This window comes from Solwaraspora sp. WMMD937, assembly GCF_029581175.1.
Taxonomy (GTDB): domain Bacteria; phylum Actinomycetota; class Actinomycetes; order Mycobacteriales; family Micromonosporaceae; genus Micromonospora_E.
In genome coordinates, this window is the sequence record NZ_CP120738.1 from 280,362 (window position 1) to 293,828 (window position 13,467).

A 13,467-nucleotide genomic window follows, 5' to 3' on the forward strand; every position below is an offset into this window, starting at 1 on the left:
AGGTGGTAGACATGGCACCCATGCGAGTGGTGATCGCCGACGACGCCGTACTGCTGCGGGAGGGCCTGGTCCGGCTGCTGAGCGAGCACGGCCACCGGGTGGTGGCCGCGGTCGGCGACGGCCCGGCCCTGGTCGAGGCGGTCACCGAACACCGTCCGGACGTCTCGATCGTCGACGTACGCATGCCGCCGACGCACACCGACGAAGGGTTACGGGCGGCGGTGCGGATCCGCGAACTGGTCCCGGGAGCGCCGGTGCTGGTGCTGTCCCAGTACGTCGAGGTGTCGTACGCCGACGATCTGCTCGCCGACCGCGCCGGCGCCGTCGGCTATCTGCTCAAGGACCGGGTCGCCGCGATCGCCGAGTTCCTCGACGCCGTCGCCCGGGTGGCCGGCGGGGGCACGGTGCTCGACCCGGAGGTGGTCGGTCAGTTGCTGGTCCGGCGCCGCCGCGACGACCCACTGCGCCAGCTCACCCCGCGGGAACGGCAGGTGCTCGGGCTGATGGCCGAGGGGCGGTCGAACACCGCCATCGCCCGGCTGCTGGTGGTCACCGACGGGGCCGTCGAAAAGCATATCCGCAACATCTTCAACAAGCTCCAGCTGGCGCCGGACACCGAACAGCACCGCCGGGTGCTCGCCGTACTGACCTACCTGCGAGGCTGACCGGATCAGTGATCGGCCGCCAGTCGTACCGCCTCGGTGAGGGACTCCGCGACCGGCACGCCACGGGCCCGGAGCCGGTCCGGGTCGGTGAAGCCGCCGGTGTACAGGATGCAACTTGCACCGACCGCCTCGGCGGCGTCCGCATCGTCGATCGAGTCGCCGATCAGCACGGCTCGGGCCGGGTCCACACCCAGCGCGGTCAGGTGCCGGTCGAGGTGACCGGCCTTGCGGTCGCCGCCGACCGCCGTCCGCAGCCCGTCGATGCGCCGGAAGGTCCGGGTCAGGCCGTACGTGTCGACCAACGGGACCAGCTCGTCATGGAACCACATCGAGAGCAGCGACTGGCTGCCCGACCAGCTGAGCAGCGCCCGTTCGGCGTCCTCGGCGAGTCCGCAGGTGGTCAGACCGGCCCGGTACGCGGCGTGGAAGATCTGGTCCAGCCGGCCGAACTCCTCGGCGTCGACCGCCCGGCCGAGAACGTCTGCGTAGTAGTCCGCGACCGGCCGGCGGAAGGCCACCCGGTGTTGTTCGGGGGTGAGCACCGGGCCGTCGACGGTGGCGATCGCGTGGTTGGTCGAGGTGACGACCAGCGCCAGGTCGTTGAGCAGGGTGCCGTTCCAGTCCCAGACCAGATGGGTGTCAAGCGGGGCCACGGCGGCACGATACCGGCCACCGGCGTCACCGGACCAGCAGGTCAGCCGACCGATCGGCCGCAGGCCACTCGACCGGTCAGCCGGTCAGCCGACCGGTCGGCGCAGATCGTCGAGCAGCCGCTGCTCCTCGACGCGCCAGTACCCGTGCTCCCGGCCGTCGAGCAGCACCACCGGGAGCCGTTCGCCGTAGTCACGCTCCAGCTCGATGTCAGCGGTGACGTCCTGCTCAACCCATTCGTCGCCGGTCTGCCCCGTCACCCGGGCGATCGCCGCGCGGGCGTCGTCGCAGAGGTGGCAGCCGGGGCGGGTGATCAAGGTGATTCTGGGCTGGCGGTGCGACACGCCAGGGAGCTTACCGCTTCCCGACAACCAAAGCGTCGGGTAACCGACAGCGGACAGCCAGTGCGACATGGGCACGCCGCCCTGCGGAAATACTTCGTCGTTGTGTAACGGACTCCACACGCGTGGGTGACGTTGGCCCTATCATCGCCTTGGGTCGACTCACCCGTTTTGCCGTGAGTCGCCACCCCTCAGCCCGAGGAGGCCGCCGTGCCCGTTGTCGCACCGCACCAGCACCTCAGGAGGGTTCGCCGGTCCATGACGCTCACCACCGACCTGCCGGACTGCGCCGGCATCAGCGCCGGTATCAGCACCCAGCTCACCGACCCAGGTGCCCGGGCCCAGCAACACGCCGGGTCGCCGCAGGCACGAACGGAGGACGCCCAATGAGTGTCTACTCCCCGCAGATCGTTCTCCCGTCGGCCAGCCGCGAGGTGACTGCCGCCCGGATCGCCCTCGCCGAAGGGTTGTCGCTGCTACGTGCGTCGATGCACGAGATGCTCAGCATCACGATGCGCGGCGACGGCGGCACCCGAGGGACCCGGCCACGCACCCAGCCCAACGAAGGGCCGAGCCGACGCCAGCCCGGCACCAACAGCAAGCCGATGGGTGGCGCGGTGGCCGCCCCGGCCCGGCCGACCATGCCGACCCAGCCGGACGGCAACGAGGCGGAGACCACCGTGCTGCCGGTCATCCCCGACCAGGGCAGTCGGTCCGGCGCACCACCAGGCGGCTATCCGGACCGGCCAGACCCGTCCGATCCCGCCCGCGAGGTCTGGGCGCTGGTGGAACGGGCCCAGGCGGGCGAGACCGAGGCGTTCGGTCTGATCTACGACCGGTACGTGGACACCGTATTCCGGTTCGTCTATTTCCGGGTGGGCAACCGGCAACTCGCCGAGGACCTCACCTCGGATACCTTCCTGCGCGCCCTGAAGCGGATCGGCAGCTTCACCTGGCAGGGCCGGGACCTCGGGGCCTGGCTGGTGACCATCGCCCGCAACCTGGTCGCGGACCACTTCAAGTCGGGACGGTACCGACTGGAAGTTACTACGGGTGACGTAATGGATGCAGAGCGCGAGGATCGCGGCCCGGAGGGAAGCCCCGAGGCAGCGGTCGTCGACCACATCACCAACGTCGCCCTGCTGACCGCCGTCAAGCAGCTCAACCCGGAGCAGCAGGAGTGCATCGTTCTCCGTTTCCTGCAAGGCTTCTCGGTCGCCGAGACCGCCCGGGCGATGGGCAAGAACGAGGGGGCGATCAAGGCCCTGCAGTACCGGGCGGTACGGGCACTGGCCCGACTCCTGCCCGACGGTTTCCAACCGTGACTGAGTCCGGACAGAAGGCAACCACAGTCACGCGTAGTGATGAATCTCGCCACCGGCCCGTAACCCAACTGACCACTCAGGCGTTTCTTGGGGTGCGACCGATGATGCCAGCACCTCGCCAGCCATCAGGCAGCGTGCCAGGACCCGCAACGGGTCACCTCCCCAGCGACCCTGGCCGTGGTCGCACCGGATAGTGGCGACACCCGCCGCTGAAGCCGTGACCTGCGAAGGGAGGTGTCCGCGATGAGCAAGCTCAATCTCTTCCGCCGACGCGCCGAACGATTCGCACAACTTCTCGACCGCGCCGAGGGCGCAGGGCGGCACCATGTCCGCGATCCGCTGGACGACGAGCTGGCCGGGCTCACGGCACTCGGGCGCCGAATGTCCGAGATGCCGAAATCACCGGACAACGGCGTGGACCCGGACTACCGGGCACACCTGCGCGCCGTGCTGATCGCCACCGCCGAGCGCGAAGGCATCGGCGCCGGCGCACCGACGGCTCCGTACCGCCGCCTGCCCGAACGGCCCCGGTCCCGCTGGTTCGCCGGTCGGGCGGCGGGGGCCCGCGCGGCGACGACCGCGGGCCGGGCCCGGACCCGCGCGGTCATCATCGCCACCGTCGCGTTCGGGGCGATCACCGTCTCCGGCATGTCCGCCGCCACCGAGCAGGCGGTGCCGGGCGACACCCTGTACGGGATGAAACGATCCACCGAACGGGCCCAGCTCGCCCTGGCCCAGTCCGACTCCTCCCGCGGACAACTGCTCCTCAGCTTCGCAGAAGTACGGATGGGCGAAGCGCTCATCGTGTACGACGAGCCCACCGCGTTCAGCGCAGTGCTGGACGACATGGACGGCCAGACCCGGGAAGGCGTCCGGCTGCTCACCTCCGCCGCCGCGCTCGGCGGTGACGAGAGCCCACTGGACGTGATCGACTCTTTCGTGTCCACGCAGCGTCCCACGTTGCGGCAACTCGCCGACGGGTCGGCGGCGAACCGGGACAGGGTCGGCGAATCACTCACCCTCCTCGACCGGGTCCGGGCCCGGACCACGGCGTTGCGCGACGAGCTGACCTGCTCGGCTCCGGCGACCAGCGACAGCGACGAACTCGGCCCGCTGCCGGCCCGCTGCGTATCGGCCGAGCCGGCCGGTAGCATCCGTGTCCCGGGCGGCCTGGTCGGGCCGCCCGTCGTCGAGTCGCCGGGCGACCGGGGCCGCGCTGACGTCGCACCCGCCCCCGCCGCAGGTGCCGACTCGTCGATCGGCCCGGAGTTCGACGACCGGCCGTCGACCAGTCCGCAGCAGCCGAGCCTCGCCGAGCCACAGGTCGGCGAGGCCACCGAGACGGATCTGCCGGGCCCGCGCCCGGCGGTCAAGGACAACCCGGCCGCTGACCGGTGACCTGACCGGGCCGGTGGCGCCGCCCGACGGGAGAGTGATGCCGGCGTGCCCCGCACCCGCAAGGTGACCATCAGTACGGACGGTGCCGGTCACACCACGGGCTGGGCGACCACCGGGCTGGCAGCCGCGACACCGGTGGCCCCGGACCAACGGGCAGCGGCCTTCTTCGACGTCGACAACACCATGCTGCGTGGCGCGTCAATTTACTGGCTGGCGCGCGGCCTCGCCGCCCGCAACTACTTCACCACCGCCGACCTCGCCCAGTTCGCCTGGCGGCAGGCGCGGTTCCGGCTGCTCGCCGCGGAACACGCCGGGGACATGTCACACGCCCGGGAAGCGGCCCTGGCGTTCGTCGCCGGTTGGCGGGTCAGCGACGTGGAACGCCTCACCGAGGAGATCTTCGACGAGTTGATGGCGTCTCGGATCTGGCCCGGCAGCCGGGCCCTGGCGCAGGTGCACCTCGACGCCGGACAACGGGTGTGGCTGGTCAGCGCAGCTCCGGTCGAGGTCGGCCGGGTGATCGCCCAGCGTCTCGGGTTGACCGGTGCGCTCGGTACCGTCGCCGAGGTAGTCGATGGAACGTACACCGGTCGGCTGGCTGGCGAACTGATGCACGGCCCGGCCAAGGCCGAGGCGATCGTGCAGCTCGCCGCAGTCGAAGGGCTCGAGCTCGCCCGCTGCAGCGCGTACAGCGACTCCGCCAACGACCTGCCGATGCTCACCGCCGTCGGACACCCGGTCGCGGTCAACCCGGACACCGCGCTGCGCCGCCAGGCACGGGAGCAGGGCTGGCAGGTCCGGGACTTCCGGACCGGTCGCAAGGCGGCGCGGATCGCGGTACCGTCGACGGTCGCCGCCGGTTTCCTGGCCGGCGCGGTGACGGCCGGCCTGGCCATCCGCCGCCGCCGGGTGACAGGCTGACCAGGACGCAGACATCCGGCTCACTCGGGCCGGGTATCCGGCCCACCCCGGCCGGCGACGCCGGCATCGGATCAGGAAGGCATCGGTGTGACCGTCACCGCACGCCCGGTCGAGTCGACCGGGGCGCCCAGCCACCCGCCAGGCCGGCACCGCCGCCACCGTCCGTGGCATCTGGCCGGACTGGCCGGCGCGCTGGCAGCCGCGGTCCTGCTGGTCGTGTTGCCGCAGGCCGGCCCGACGACCAGCGCGGACGAGCCGGGCCGGCTGCGTACCGTCGCCGAGGTCTGGCCGGCGGCCGAGATCACCGAGGTACCCGCCAACCTCGCCGACGGGCCGGCGTACAGCCCGGTGCTGTTCCTCGACGGCGGCACCTCGGTCGGCACCGCGCCGAGCCCGGACGGCACCGCGCTGCGGCTGGTCGTACGGGCCGCCGACGGATCGGTACGGGAACTGCGTCGGCTCCCGCTCGGCGCTACCCCGCAGTTCGGTGGGTTCACCGCCAACGGGGACACGTTGGCCTGGTCCGAGTCGGTCGCGGACGAGGACGGCCGGGGGCGGACCGAGATGTGGGCCGCCGGCTGGGTCGACGACGCCGAGCCACGCCGGCTCACTACCGACACCGGCGACGTGGTCTTCTTCAACTCCCAGTACGACATGGTGATCAACGAAGGCAGTCTGTACTGGGTCGCCGTGGCACCCGGGACCGAACCGGCGACCGAACTGCGGTCGGTCCCGTTGGCCGGCGGCGAGGTGACCGTACGCACCGATCCGGGTGCCTGGGCGTTGTCCAGGTGGCCGACGATGGTCAGCGCCGGCAGCGGCGAGACCGGCCCGATCCGGATCCGTGATGTGGTCGAACGCCGGATCACCGACGTGCCCGCCGGCCCGACCGAGCTGGTCACCTGCGGTCCCACCTGGTGCCGGGTGCTGGTGCTGGCGGCGGACGGCCCAGGCCGCATCGACCTGATGCGCCCGGACGGTACGGACCGTCGGCGCATCGGCGACGGCTCGGTGACCGCAAGCACCATCGACGTCGCCGTGCTGGACCGGTTCGAGGTGCTGTCGCTGTCGTCGGCACCCACCTCACTGACCAACTCGCAGCAGTTGATCATTTACGATCTGCAGCTCGACGAGGCGATCGTGGTGAGCGACGACGTGGGCATGGTGCTCTGCCGGGGCGGTGTGCTGTGGTGGTCGGTCGGCGACGACAGCGCCGCCTCCTGGCAGGTGCTGGATCTGCGTAGCTTGACGGACTGACCGGCTCAGCGGCCGAACGGGTCCGGCCGACGGTCCAGCAGCCGGTGCAGGGCCTGCTGGATCGTCTCCCGCACCTGATCAGCCAGGTTGAACACGACCAACGGGTCATCGGCGTGGTCGGCGAACTGGGTGGTCGGGATCGGCGGGCAGAACTCGATCAGCCATTTACTCGGCAACGGCACCAGGCCGAGCGGCCCCAGCCACGGAAACGTCGGCGTCACCGGGAAGTACGGCAGGCCGAGGATCCGGGCGAGCGGGGCGATGTTCGCCAGCATCGGGTAGGTCTCCTCGGCGCCGACGATCGCCACCGGAACGATCGGCGATCCGGTCCGGATGGCCGCCGAGACGAACCCACCCCGACCGAACCGTTGCAGCTTGTAGCGCTGCGAGTACGGTTTTCCGACTCCTTTGAAGCCCTCCGGGAAGACCCCGACCAGTTCCCCACCACCGAGCAACCGCTCGGCGTCCGGGTTGCAGGCCACCGTACCGCCGAACTTACGGGTCAGTTCGGACAGCAACGGCAGCCGGAAGACCAGGTCGGCGCTGAGCAGCCGCAGGTGCCGGTGCCGCGGATGCTCGTCGTGCAGGATCGCGGTGAGCACGGCCGCGTCCAGCGCGACCGTGCCGGAGTGGTTGCCGACCACGAGCCCGGCACCGTCCACCGGCAGGTGTTCGATCCCGGACACCTCGGTGCGGAACCACTCGCGGTACAGCGCCCGCAGCACCGGCAGGAACACGCCTTCGGTGAGATCGGGATCGAAGCCGAACTCGTCCACCTCGTACTCACCGGTCAACCGGCGGCGCAGAAACGCCAGGCCGGCGGCCACCCGCTGATCCCAGACGTCGCCGGGTCGGTCCGGCACGCTCATGCCAGCTCTCGCTGATCGCCGGCGTGGGCTGCGCGGACCCGGCGGATGCCGTCCAGGATCGCCTGCTCGGCGGCGGCCAGCCGGTCGCGGGCGAGCAGCGCCCGGTCCGGGTGGGCGCGCAGGAAATCGTCGAAGGCGGCCTGCGTCGACCGCGGCTCGAACCCGAACTCGCGGATCAACCGGGAGGTGTCGACCACCCGGCCGTGGACGAACAGGTCTATCTGGTCGAACCCGTAGCGCCCGACACCGAAGGCCCGGGTGACGCCAGCGGCGCCGGACAGCCCCGGCTCCAGCACCGGTACGGCGACCCGGCCGGCCCGCCGGATCGCCTGGGAGAGGGTGAGTACGCCCGGACCGGCGACGTTGAACGTGCCCGGACGGTCCTCCACCACGGCCCGGTGCAGCACCTCAAGCGCGTCGTCGACGTGCACGAACTGCAGCCGGGGGTCCCGACCGAAGACGGTCGGCACCAGCGGCTGGGCGAAGTAGCGGGTCAGACTGGTCTCGGCGGTCGAGCCGATGAACGGGGCGAACCGCAGCACGGTGGCGGTGACGTCAGGCCGGCGGCGGCGGAAGCCGCGCACGTACGCCTCGATGTCCAGAATGTCGCGGGCGAACCCGCCGCGCGGCACCTCACGGGGCTCGGTGTCCTCGGTGAAGACCGCCGGATCGCGGAACGAGGCACCGTACGCCGCCGTCGACGAACGCACCACCAGCTTACGCAGACCAGACGCCCGCTGGCAGGCGGCGAGCAACTGCATGGTGCCGATGACGTTCTGTTCCTTCATCGCGGCGCGGCCGCCGTACTGTTGATCCGGTCCGCTGACCACGGCCAGGTGCACGACGGCTGACGCATCGAGGTCCGCGATGATGCCACTGGCCGCACCAGCGTCGGCGCGGACCTGGTCGACGTCGCGCAACAGATCCGCGAAGTCCGGCGCCGGTGTGGCGGTGTCCAGCCCGACGACCCGGCCGACCCGGGGGTCGGCGGCGAGTCGACCGGCGACCCGGGCACCGATGAATCGGCTCGTTCCGGTTACCACCACGGTCGGGGACCTCACCATAGGGCCCTCCAAGTGCCGGCGGGTGACCGGAGCGTTGCTGAGCCGGGCCTGGGCCCGGCCACGGTCACTTGCCGAGACGTCGACGCTGGACGCGGGTCTTGCGCAGCAGCTTGCGGTGCTTCTTCTTGGCCATACGCTTGCGGCGCTTCTTGACCACCGAGCCCATACGAAAGCCTTTCCAACGAACGTTCGGGTCGGCCCGTGCGCAGCGTGCGGTGAGGCTGACGCGTGGACCGAACTGGACAACCGGCCGGGCCGGCGGGCGGACTCACCCGCGCATGCGTCGGCACGGCCGGCGTCAAGCCTAGCCCGCGCGTGTCATCAGCACCAACGCGGCCCCGGCGCCAGCCGGGGGACGCGTCGGTGCCGGGCGTCTCCGGATACCCGCTAGGCGGTTTCCCGGAAAGCCCCTCGCAGGTACTCGTGCACCGCGTGTTCCGGCACCCGGAACGACCGGCCGACCCGTACCGCGGAGAGCTCACCGGAGTGCACGAGTCGATAGACGGTCATCTTGGACACCCGCATCACCCTCGCCACCTCGGCGACGGTCAGGAACTTGACCTCCGACAGCCTGTCCTCGGACTGTGGTGATCCTGCCATGGTTCACCAATCCATCCCATTTCCCCGGCGCGTGCCGCCCGGCGGGACCCTTCCGCGCCGCGACGGACAACGCACGTGTTACCAGTACGGTAACGGGGTCACTGTGACCGGCGCGATCCGTTCCGTCATTTGATCCCGACGGCGGGGCGGCCGACACCCGTACGAGCTACCGGCACGACGGCGGCGGGTGACAGCTCAGCCGACCGCCCGCCGGACGTAGTCGACGCACGCCTCCTGCAGGCCCTCCCAGGCTTCACCGAAGTGCGTCCGGGCGGCCTCGTCGAGACCCACGCCGTCGTGCACCACCGACCGGAAGAACGCCAACGTCCGCTCCTCACCGAACCGGTCGACCAGGTGCCGGACCGCCAGGTAGCCCACCCCGTACCCGGCACCTACCTGCCAGTCCTCGGCGTCCGCGGTCGGCTCGACGCTGCTCAGCGGCCCCTGCCAGTCCTGTTCCAGGACCAGCCGGCGGACGTCGTCCAGCCCTTCGTAGCGGACCACCGGCCGGCCGCCGGCCGCCGCGTGCTCCGCGAGTCCCTCGATCAGCCACCAGGCGGCCCGCTCCCGGTTCCCGCCGTCCGGCAGGGACGCGGCGTGGGTCAACTCGTGACGCAGCAGGTCCGGCCGGACCACGTCGCGCAGACTGGTGCCGTTGAGCACGATCTCGTAGTGTCCGCCGCCGACCGCCACCGCGTACCCGGCGGTCCAGTCCGGACGGTTGCCGCCGTACCAGCTGCCCCATTCGTCGGCACCGGCGTAGAAGACCCGGTACCGGTCCGGGGCGGCACCGGAGACCGCGTACCGGTCCGCGACCGCCGCCGCCTCCTCGGCGTCACGCAGCAGGTCGGGCAGCAGGTCCCGGTACTGCGGGGTGGTCGCCACCAAGGTCCGGTTGCCGGTCGCGACGACCAGTTCACTGACTTCCCAGGGCCGGGGCCCGTCCTGCAGGGTCAGCGACGGCTCGACCGCTACGAGGCGCAGCCGTCCGCCCTCGGTGCTCCAGCGCTGACCGACCACCACCTCGCTGGTCTCGCAGGAGGGCACCACGAAGCAGTGCTGGTAGCTGACCAGCAGCCGCCATTCGGTGCCGGTCGGTGGCGGGCCTGCGGTGACCGTCGCGGTCGCCGTCGGGGCAGTGGTCGTCGTCGCGGTCGGCGTCGGCGCGGCGGTGACCGTGGCCGTCGGGGCAGTGGTCGTCGTCGCGGTCGGCGCGGCCGACCCGGTGGCCGCCGGCGTGAGCGTGGCGCTGGCGGTCGGGTCGAACTCGACCGGCAGCGTACTGACCGACGGACGCCACGCCGTCACCTGCATCGCGCGCAGGGTCTGGAACTGACGGGTCAGATCGTCGTGGGCGGCCGAGCCGGGCTCGGCGACCGCGAGGAAGCCCCGTTCGTCGCCGGCGATCAGCGCGGCGGCCTGCTGGTCGAGCAGGGCGTTGATCTGGGCACGCAGCCAGGCCTGGGCAGCGGCCGGCGGGTCACCCGGCACCGGGCTGGCCGGCGGGCCGGTCTGCGGGGTGACCGTCGGCTCGATCACCGGCGGTTCGGGACTGGGCAACCGGTCGATCAGCGCCACCGCGCCGACCACCGGCACGGCGCAGAACAACACCGTCGCGACGATGCCGAGCACCGGCCAGAGCGACCAGCGGCGCTCCGGCGGCGGGGTCACCGGGACCGGCGCAGGATCCGGCCGCTCCGGCTGGTCCGTCGGAGACGAGTCCGATTCGTCCGATCCATCGGACTCCGGCCGGTCCGCCGATCCGTCCGGGTCCGGCTGATCGGTCGGTACGGAGTCCTGCCGGTCGGTCACCCGGCGAATGATACGGGGACCGGAACCATCCCGGTCCAGCCCGGGTTGAGCGGCGACACAGCGTGCCGGCGTCAGTCGCGGGAGCGCAGCGCCCGGCCGAGAAATGCCACGTTGGCTGGACGCTCGGCCAGCCGGCGCATCAGGTAGCCGTACCAGTCGGTGCCGTAGGGCAGGTAGACCCGCATGGTGTAGCCCTCCCCCGCGAGCCGGGCCTGTTCGGCCGGTCGGACCCCGTACAGCATCTGGAACTCGAACTCCTCCGGCGCCCGGTCGAACCAGCGGGCCCGGTCCTCGGCGATCGCGATCAGGCGCGGGTCGTGAGTGGCCAGCATCGGGTAGCCGGCGCCGGAGAACAGGATGTTGAGGCACCGCACGAAGGACTTGTCGACGTCGATCGCCGACTGGTAGGCGACCGACTCCGGCTCCGCATACGCCCCCTTGCACAGCCGCACCCGGGAACCGGCGGTGGCCAGCTCCCGGCAGTCCGTCTCGGTACGCCGCAGGTAAGCCTGCAGCACCGCCCCGGTGGATGGATGGTCGGCACGCAGCGTCTGCAGAATGTCCAGGGTCGAGTCGGTGGTGGTGTGGTCCTCCATGTCGAGGGTGACGGTGCCACCGACGGCGGCCGCCGCCGCGCAGATCGCCTGGGCGTGCCCGGTCGCCGCCGGCTCGTCGAACCGCTGCCCGAGCGCGGAGAGCTTCACGCTGACATCGGCGCCGGCGGCGAGACCGGCCCGGTCCAGCGCGTCCAGCAGGGCCAGGTACTCCGCCCGCACCGCGCTGGCCTGCTCGGCGGTGGTGGTGTCCTCACCGAGGTGGTCGATGCTGATCACCAGACCGGTACCGGTGAGCTCGGCCGCGGCGGTCAACGCCTCGTCGATGGTGGTGCCGCCGACGAATCGGCGTACCACGTCACGGCTGAACGGGGCAGCGGCGACCAGCCGTTCGATCGTGGTCGACCGGGACGCGGCGAGGATGACCGAGCGAAGCATAGGGCGAGCGTATCGCCCTTGACCACGACCGGCCCGGCCAGTAGCCGAGGTCCGGCTGCTGGCGGAGGTCCACCGACGCCGGGCGTGCGTCGGTGAGCTACAACAGTGCTGTGGACAAGATCTCCCCGCGCCGGCTCCGGTCGACCAGTGTCCAGCTCGGTGCGCTCACCGCGCTGGCGCTCTCCCTCTCCGGCTGCAACCTCGTCCCGGACGACGACTGCGACGACGACCGGTCGATGGGTACCGGCTCCGGCGGCGGCACGACGGTGCTGGCGATGGCCGCCGGCGGCGCCGGGGCGTTCGTCGCCCGTACCACGCCGGAAGCTCCGGCCGACACCACAGCGGCCATGCCCGACCGAGGCGGATTCGGCACTCACCTCGCCTCCTGCGGCGGCTGAGCGTGCGGCGCGAAACCTGTCGACCCCGGCCGGACTGGGACGCGACGGTACGGCAGCAGGGTCTGGTGTACGCCGACACCGAACTGCCCAACGGCTCGGTGATGTCCTACTGGGACGAATCCGCCTGCTACGCCTTCGACCTACCGGAAGTGCTGCGGCTGGAGGAGGCGACCGAGGAGCTGCACCGGATGGCGGTGACGGCGGCCGAGCACGTGGTGACGCACCGACGGTACGCCGATTTCGGCATCCCGGCGTGGGCCACCGACGCCGTCGCCCGGTCGTTGCGCGAGCGGCCACCGAGTCTGTACGGCCGGTTCGACCTCTGGTACGACGGCTCCTGGCCGCCGAAGCTGCTGGAGTACAACGCCGACACCCCCACCGCCCTGGTCGAAGCCGCGATCGTGCAGTGGTACTGGCTGGAGGACACCCGACCGCAGCTCGACCAGTGGAACAGCCTCCACGAACGGCTGGTGGCGGGCTGGGGGCAGATCAAGGCCGGGATGTACCACCCGGGGGTGCACGTCACCTGGTCGAGCGAGGAGGAGACCGGCGAGGATCTGATGACCGCCGGCTACCTCGCCGAGACCGCCCGCCAGGCCGGGCTGACCGCCGAGCTGCTACCGATGCTGGACGTCGGCTGGGACGGCCGGCGCTTCGTCGACGCCGCCGACCAGCCGATCACCACCTGTTTCAAGCTCTACCCGTGGGAGTGGATGCTGGCCGAGCCGTACGGGCGGTTGGCGCTCGAACCGGGCACCCCGACCACCTGGATCGAGCCGGCGTGGAAGCTGCTGCTGTCGAACAAGGCGCTGCTGGCGGTGCTCTGGGAGCTGTTTCCGGACCACCCGTACCTGCTGCCGGCGTACCTGGACGGACCGCGTGGGATGCCGGAGTACGTCGCCAAGCCGCTGCTCGGCCGGGAAGGCGCGGCGGTACGGATCGTGACCGCTGGCGGTGAGATCGAGAATCCGGGCGACTACGGTGCCGAAGGCTGGTGTTACCAGGAGTTCCGGGCGCTGCCGGCGTTCGACGGCAACCATCTGGTGCTGGGCAGCTGGGTGGTGGCCGGCGAGTCGGCCGGCGCCGGGCTGCGGGAGAGTTCCGGATTGATAACCGACGGGTACGCCCGGTTTCTGCCGCACTACGTGGCCGCCCACCGGGCGATCTGAATCGT

At 71.4% G+C, this 13,467-nt stretch carries 15 protein-coding genes and 1 pseudogene; 8 read left to right on the forward strand and 8 right to left on the reverse strand.

The features are described from left to right. Nucleotides 1-20: 20 nt before the first annotated feature. Nucleotides 21-665, forward strand: coding sequence for a response regulator transcription factor (locus O7621_RS01290; protein WP_282234813.1), 645 nt, complete (start codon nt 21-23; stop codon nt 663-665). 5 nt (nt 666-670) lie between these two features. Here O7621_RS01290 and O7621_RS01295 read toward each other — a convergent pair whose 3' ends face one another. Both O7621_RS01295 and O7621_RS01300 read right to left on the reverse strand, forming a co-directional pair. After that, nucleotides 671-1,318 carry an HAD hydrolase-like protein gene (locus tag O7621_RS01295; protein ID WP_282232363.1) on the reverse strand — a complete coding sequence of 216 codons (648 nt, stop codon included), beginning with the start codon at nt 1,316-1,318 and terminating at the stop codon, nt 671-673. A gap of 84 nt (nt 1,319-1,402) precedes the next feature. Continuing rightward, a complete protein-coding gene (locus O7621_RS01300) occupies nt 1,403-1,660 on the reverse strand; it encodes a glutaredoxin family protein (protein ID WP_282232364.1) in 258 nt (85 codons plus the stop codon). Between the two features lie 255 nt (nt 1,661-1,915). Here O7621_RS01300 and O7621_RS01305 point away from each other — a divergent pair, with 255 nt between their 5' ends. The 5 genes and pseudogenes from O7621_RS01305 (at nt 1,916) to O7621_RS01325 (ending at nt 6,558) form a co-directional block, all read left to right on the forward strand. Then, complete coding sequence (locus tag O7621_RS01305) at nt 1,916-2,047, forward strand: hypothetical protein (RefSeq protein ID WP_278171633.1); 132 nt, start codon at nt 1,916-1,918, stop codon at nt 2,045-2,047. Further along, complete coding sequence (locus tag O7621_RS01310) at nt 2,044-2,982, forward strand: ECF subfamily RNA polymerase sigma factor, BldN family (RefSeq protein ID WP_348775277.1); 939 nt, start codon at nt 2,044-2,046, stop codon at nt 2,980-2,982. Before O7621_RS01305 ends, O7621_RS01310 begins: the two co-directional genes overlap by 4 nt. Before the next feature lie 243 nt (nt 2,983-3,225). Beyond that, a pseudogene (locus O7621_RS01315) lies at nt 3,226-4,110 on the forward strand (DUF5667 domain-containing protein); the annotation flags it as partial. A gap of 315 nt (nt 4,111-4,425) precedes the next feature. After that, nucleotides 4,426-5,301 carry an HAD-IB family hydrolase gene (locus tag O7621_RS01320; RefSeq protein WP_282232365.1) on the forward strand — a complete coding sequence of 292 codons (876 nt, stop codon included), beginning with the start codon at nt 4,426-4,428 and terminating at the stop codon, nt 5,299-5,301. An 87-nt stretch (nt 5,302-5,388) separates the two neighbouring features. After that, nucleotides 5,389-6,558: a hypothetical protein gene (locus O7621_RS01325; RefSeq protein WP_282232366.1), complete on the forward strand. Its 1,170-nt coding sequence runs from the start codon at nt 5,389-5,391 to the stop codon at nt 6,556-6,558. A 5-nt stretch (nt 6,559-6,563) separates the two neighbouring features. Here the strand turns inward: O7621_RS01325 and O7621_RS01330 are convergent, their stop codons facing one another. The 6 genes from O7621_RS01330 to O7621_RS01355 form a co-directional block, all read right to left on the reverse strand. Then, nucleotides 6,564-7,427, reverse strand: coding sequence for a lysophospholipid acyltransferase family protein (locus O7621_RS01330; RefSeq protein ID WP_282232367.1), 864 nt, complete (start codon nt 7,425-7,427; stop codon nt 6,564-6,566). Beyond that, nucleotides 7,424-8,491: an NAD-dependent epimerase/dehydratase family protein gene (locus O7621_RS01335; protein WP_282232368.1), complete on the reverse strand. Its 1,068-nt coding sequence runs from the start codon at nt 8,489-8,491 to the stop codon at nt 7,424-7,426. The genes O7621_RS01330 and O7621_RS01335 overlap by 4 nt, the downstream gene beginning before the upstream one ends. A 64-nt stretch (nt 8,492-8,555) precedes the next feature. Continuing rightward, nucleotides 8,556-8,657 carry an AURKAIP1/COX24 domain-containing protein gene (locus O7621_RS01340; protein WP_007465623.1) on the reverse strand — a complete coding sequence of 34 codons (102 nt, stop codon included), beginning with the start codon at nt 8,655-8,657 and terminating at the stop codon, nt 8,556-8,558. A gap of 221 nt (nt 8,658-8,878) precedes the next feature. Then, the gene (locus O7621_RS01345; RefSeq protein ID WP_123605749.1) at nt 8,879-9,091 is read right to left on the reverse strand and encodes a helix-turn-helix domain-containing protein; all 213 of its coding nucleotides are present in this window, start codon (nt 9,089-9,091) and stop codon (nt 8,879-8,881) included. Nucleotides 9,092-9,286: 195 nt separating this feature from the next. Then, complete coding sequence (locus O7621_RS01350) at nt 9,287-10,903, reverse strand: hypothetical protein (protein WP_282232369.1); 1,617 nt, start codon at nt 10,901-10,903, stop codon at nt 9,287-9,289. Nucleotides 10,904-10,974: 71 nt separating this feature from the next. Then, nucleotides 10,975-11,895: a proline dehydrogenase family protein gene (locus O7621_RS01355; RefSeq protein ID WP_282232370.1), complete on the reverse strand. Its 921-nt coding sequence runs from the start codon at nt 11,893-11,895 to the stop codon at nt 10,975-10,977. Between the two features lie 110 nt (nt 11,896-12,005). Between O7621_RS01355 and O7621_RS01360 the strand changes: the two genes are divergently transcribed. Together O7621_RS01360 and O7621_RS01365 are read left to right on the forward strand one after the other, a co-directional pair. After that, nucleotides 12,006-12,293, forward strand: coding sequence for a hypothetical protein (locus O7621_RS01360; protein WP_282232371.1), 288 nt, complete (start codon nt 12,006-12,008; stop codon nt 12,291-12,293). Between the two features lie 2 nt (nt 12,294-12,295). Beyond that, complete coding sequence (locus tag O7621_RS01365) at nt 12,296-13,462, forward strand: glutathionylspermidine synthase family protein (protein WP_282232372.1); 1,167 nt, start codon at nt 12,296-12,298, stop codon at nt 13,460-13,462. Nucleotides 13,463-13,467: the final 5 nt, after the last annotated feature.

What these genes read in the sequence shown, in the direction of transcription:
- O7621_RS01335 (WP_282232368.1), bottom strand. Translation starts at nt 8,491, where the DNA reads ATGGTGAGGTCCCCGACCGTGGTGGTAACCGGAACGAGCCGATTCATC.
- O7621_RS01340 (WP_007465623.1), bottom strand. Translation starts at nt 8,657, where the DNA reads ATGGGCTCGGTGGTCAAGAAGCGCCGCAAGCGTATGGCCAAGAAGAAG.
- O7621_RS01310 (WP_348775277.1), top strand. Translation starts at nt 2,044, where the DNA reads ATGAGTGTCTACTCCCCGCAGATCGTTCTCCCGTCGGCCAGCCGCGAG.
- O7621_RS01305 (WP_278171633.1), top strand. Translation starts at nt 1,916, where the DNA reads ATGACGCTCACCACCGACCTGCCGGACTGCGCCGGCATCAGCGCCGGT.
- O7621_RS01355 (WP_282232370.1), bottom strand. Translation starts at nt 11,895, where the DNA reads ATGCTTCGCTCGGTCATCCTCGCCGCGTCCCGGTCGACCACGATCGAA.
- O7621_RS01345 (WP_123605749.1), bottom strand. Translation starts at nt 9,091, where the DNA reads ATGGCAGGATCACCACAGTCCGAGGACAGGCTGTCGGAGGTCAAGTTC.
- O7621_RS01330 (WP_282232367.1), bottom strand. Translation starts at nt 7,427, where the DNA reads ATGAGCGTGCCGGACCGACCCGGCGACGTCTGGGATCAGCGGGTGGCC.
- O7621_RS01290 (WP_282234813.1), top strand. Translation starts at nt 21, where the DNA reads ATGCGAGTGGTGATCGCCGACGACGCCGTACTGCTGCGGGAGGGCCTG.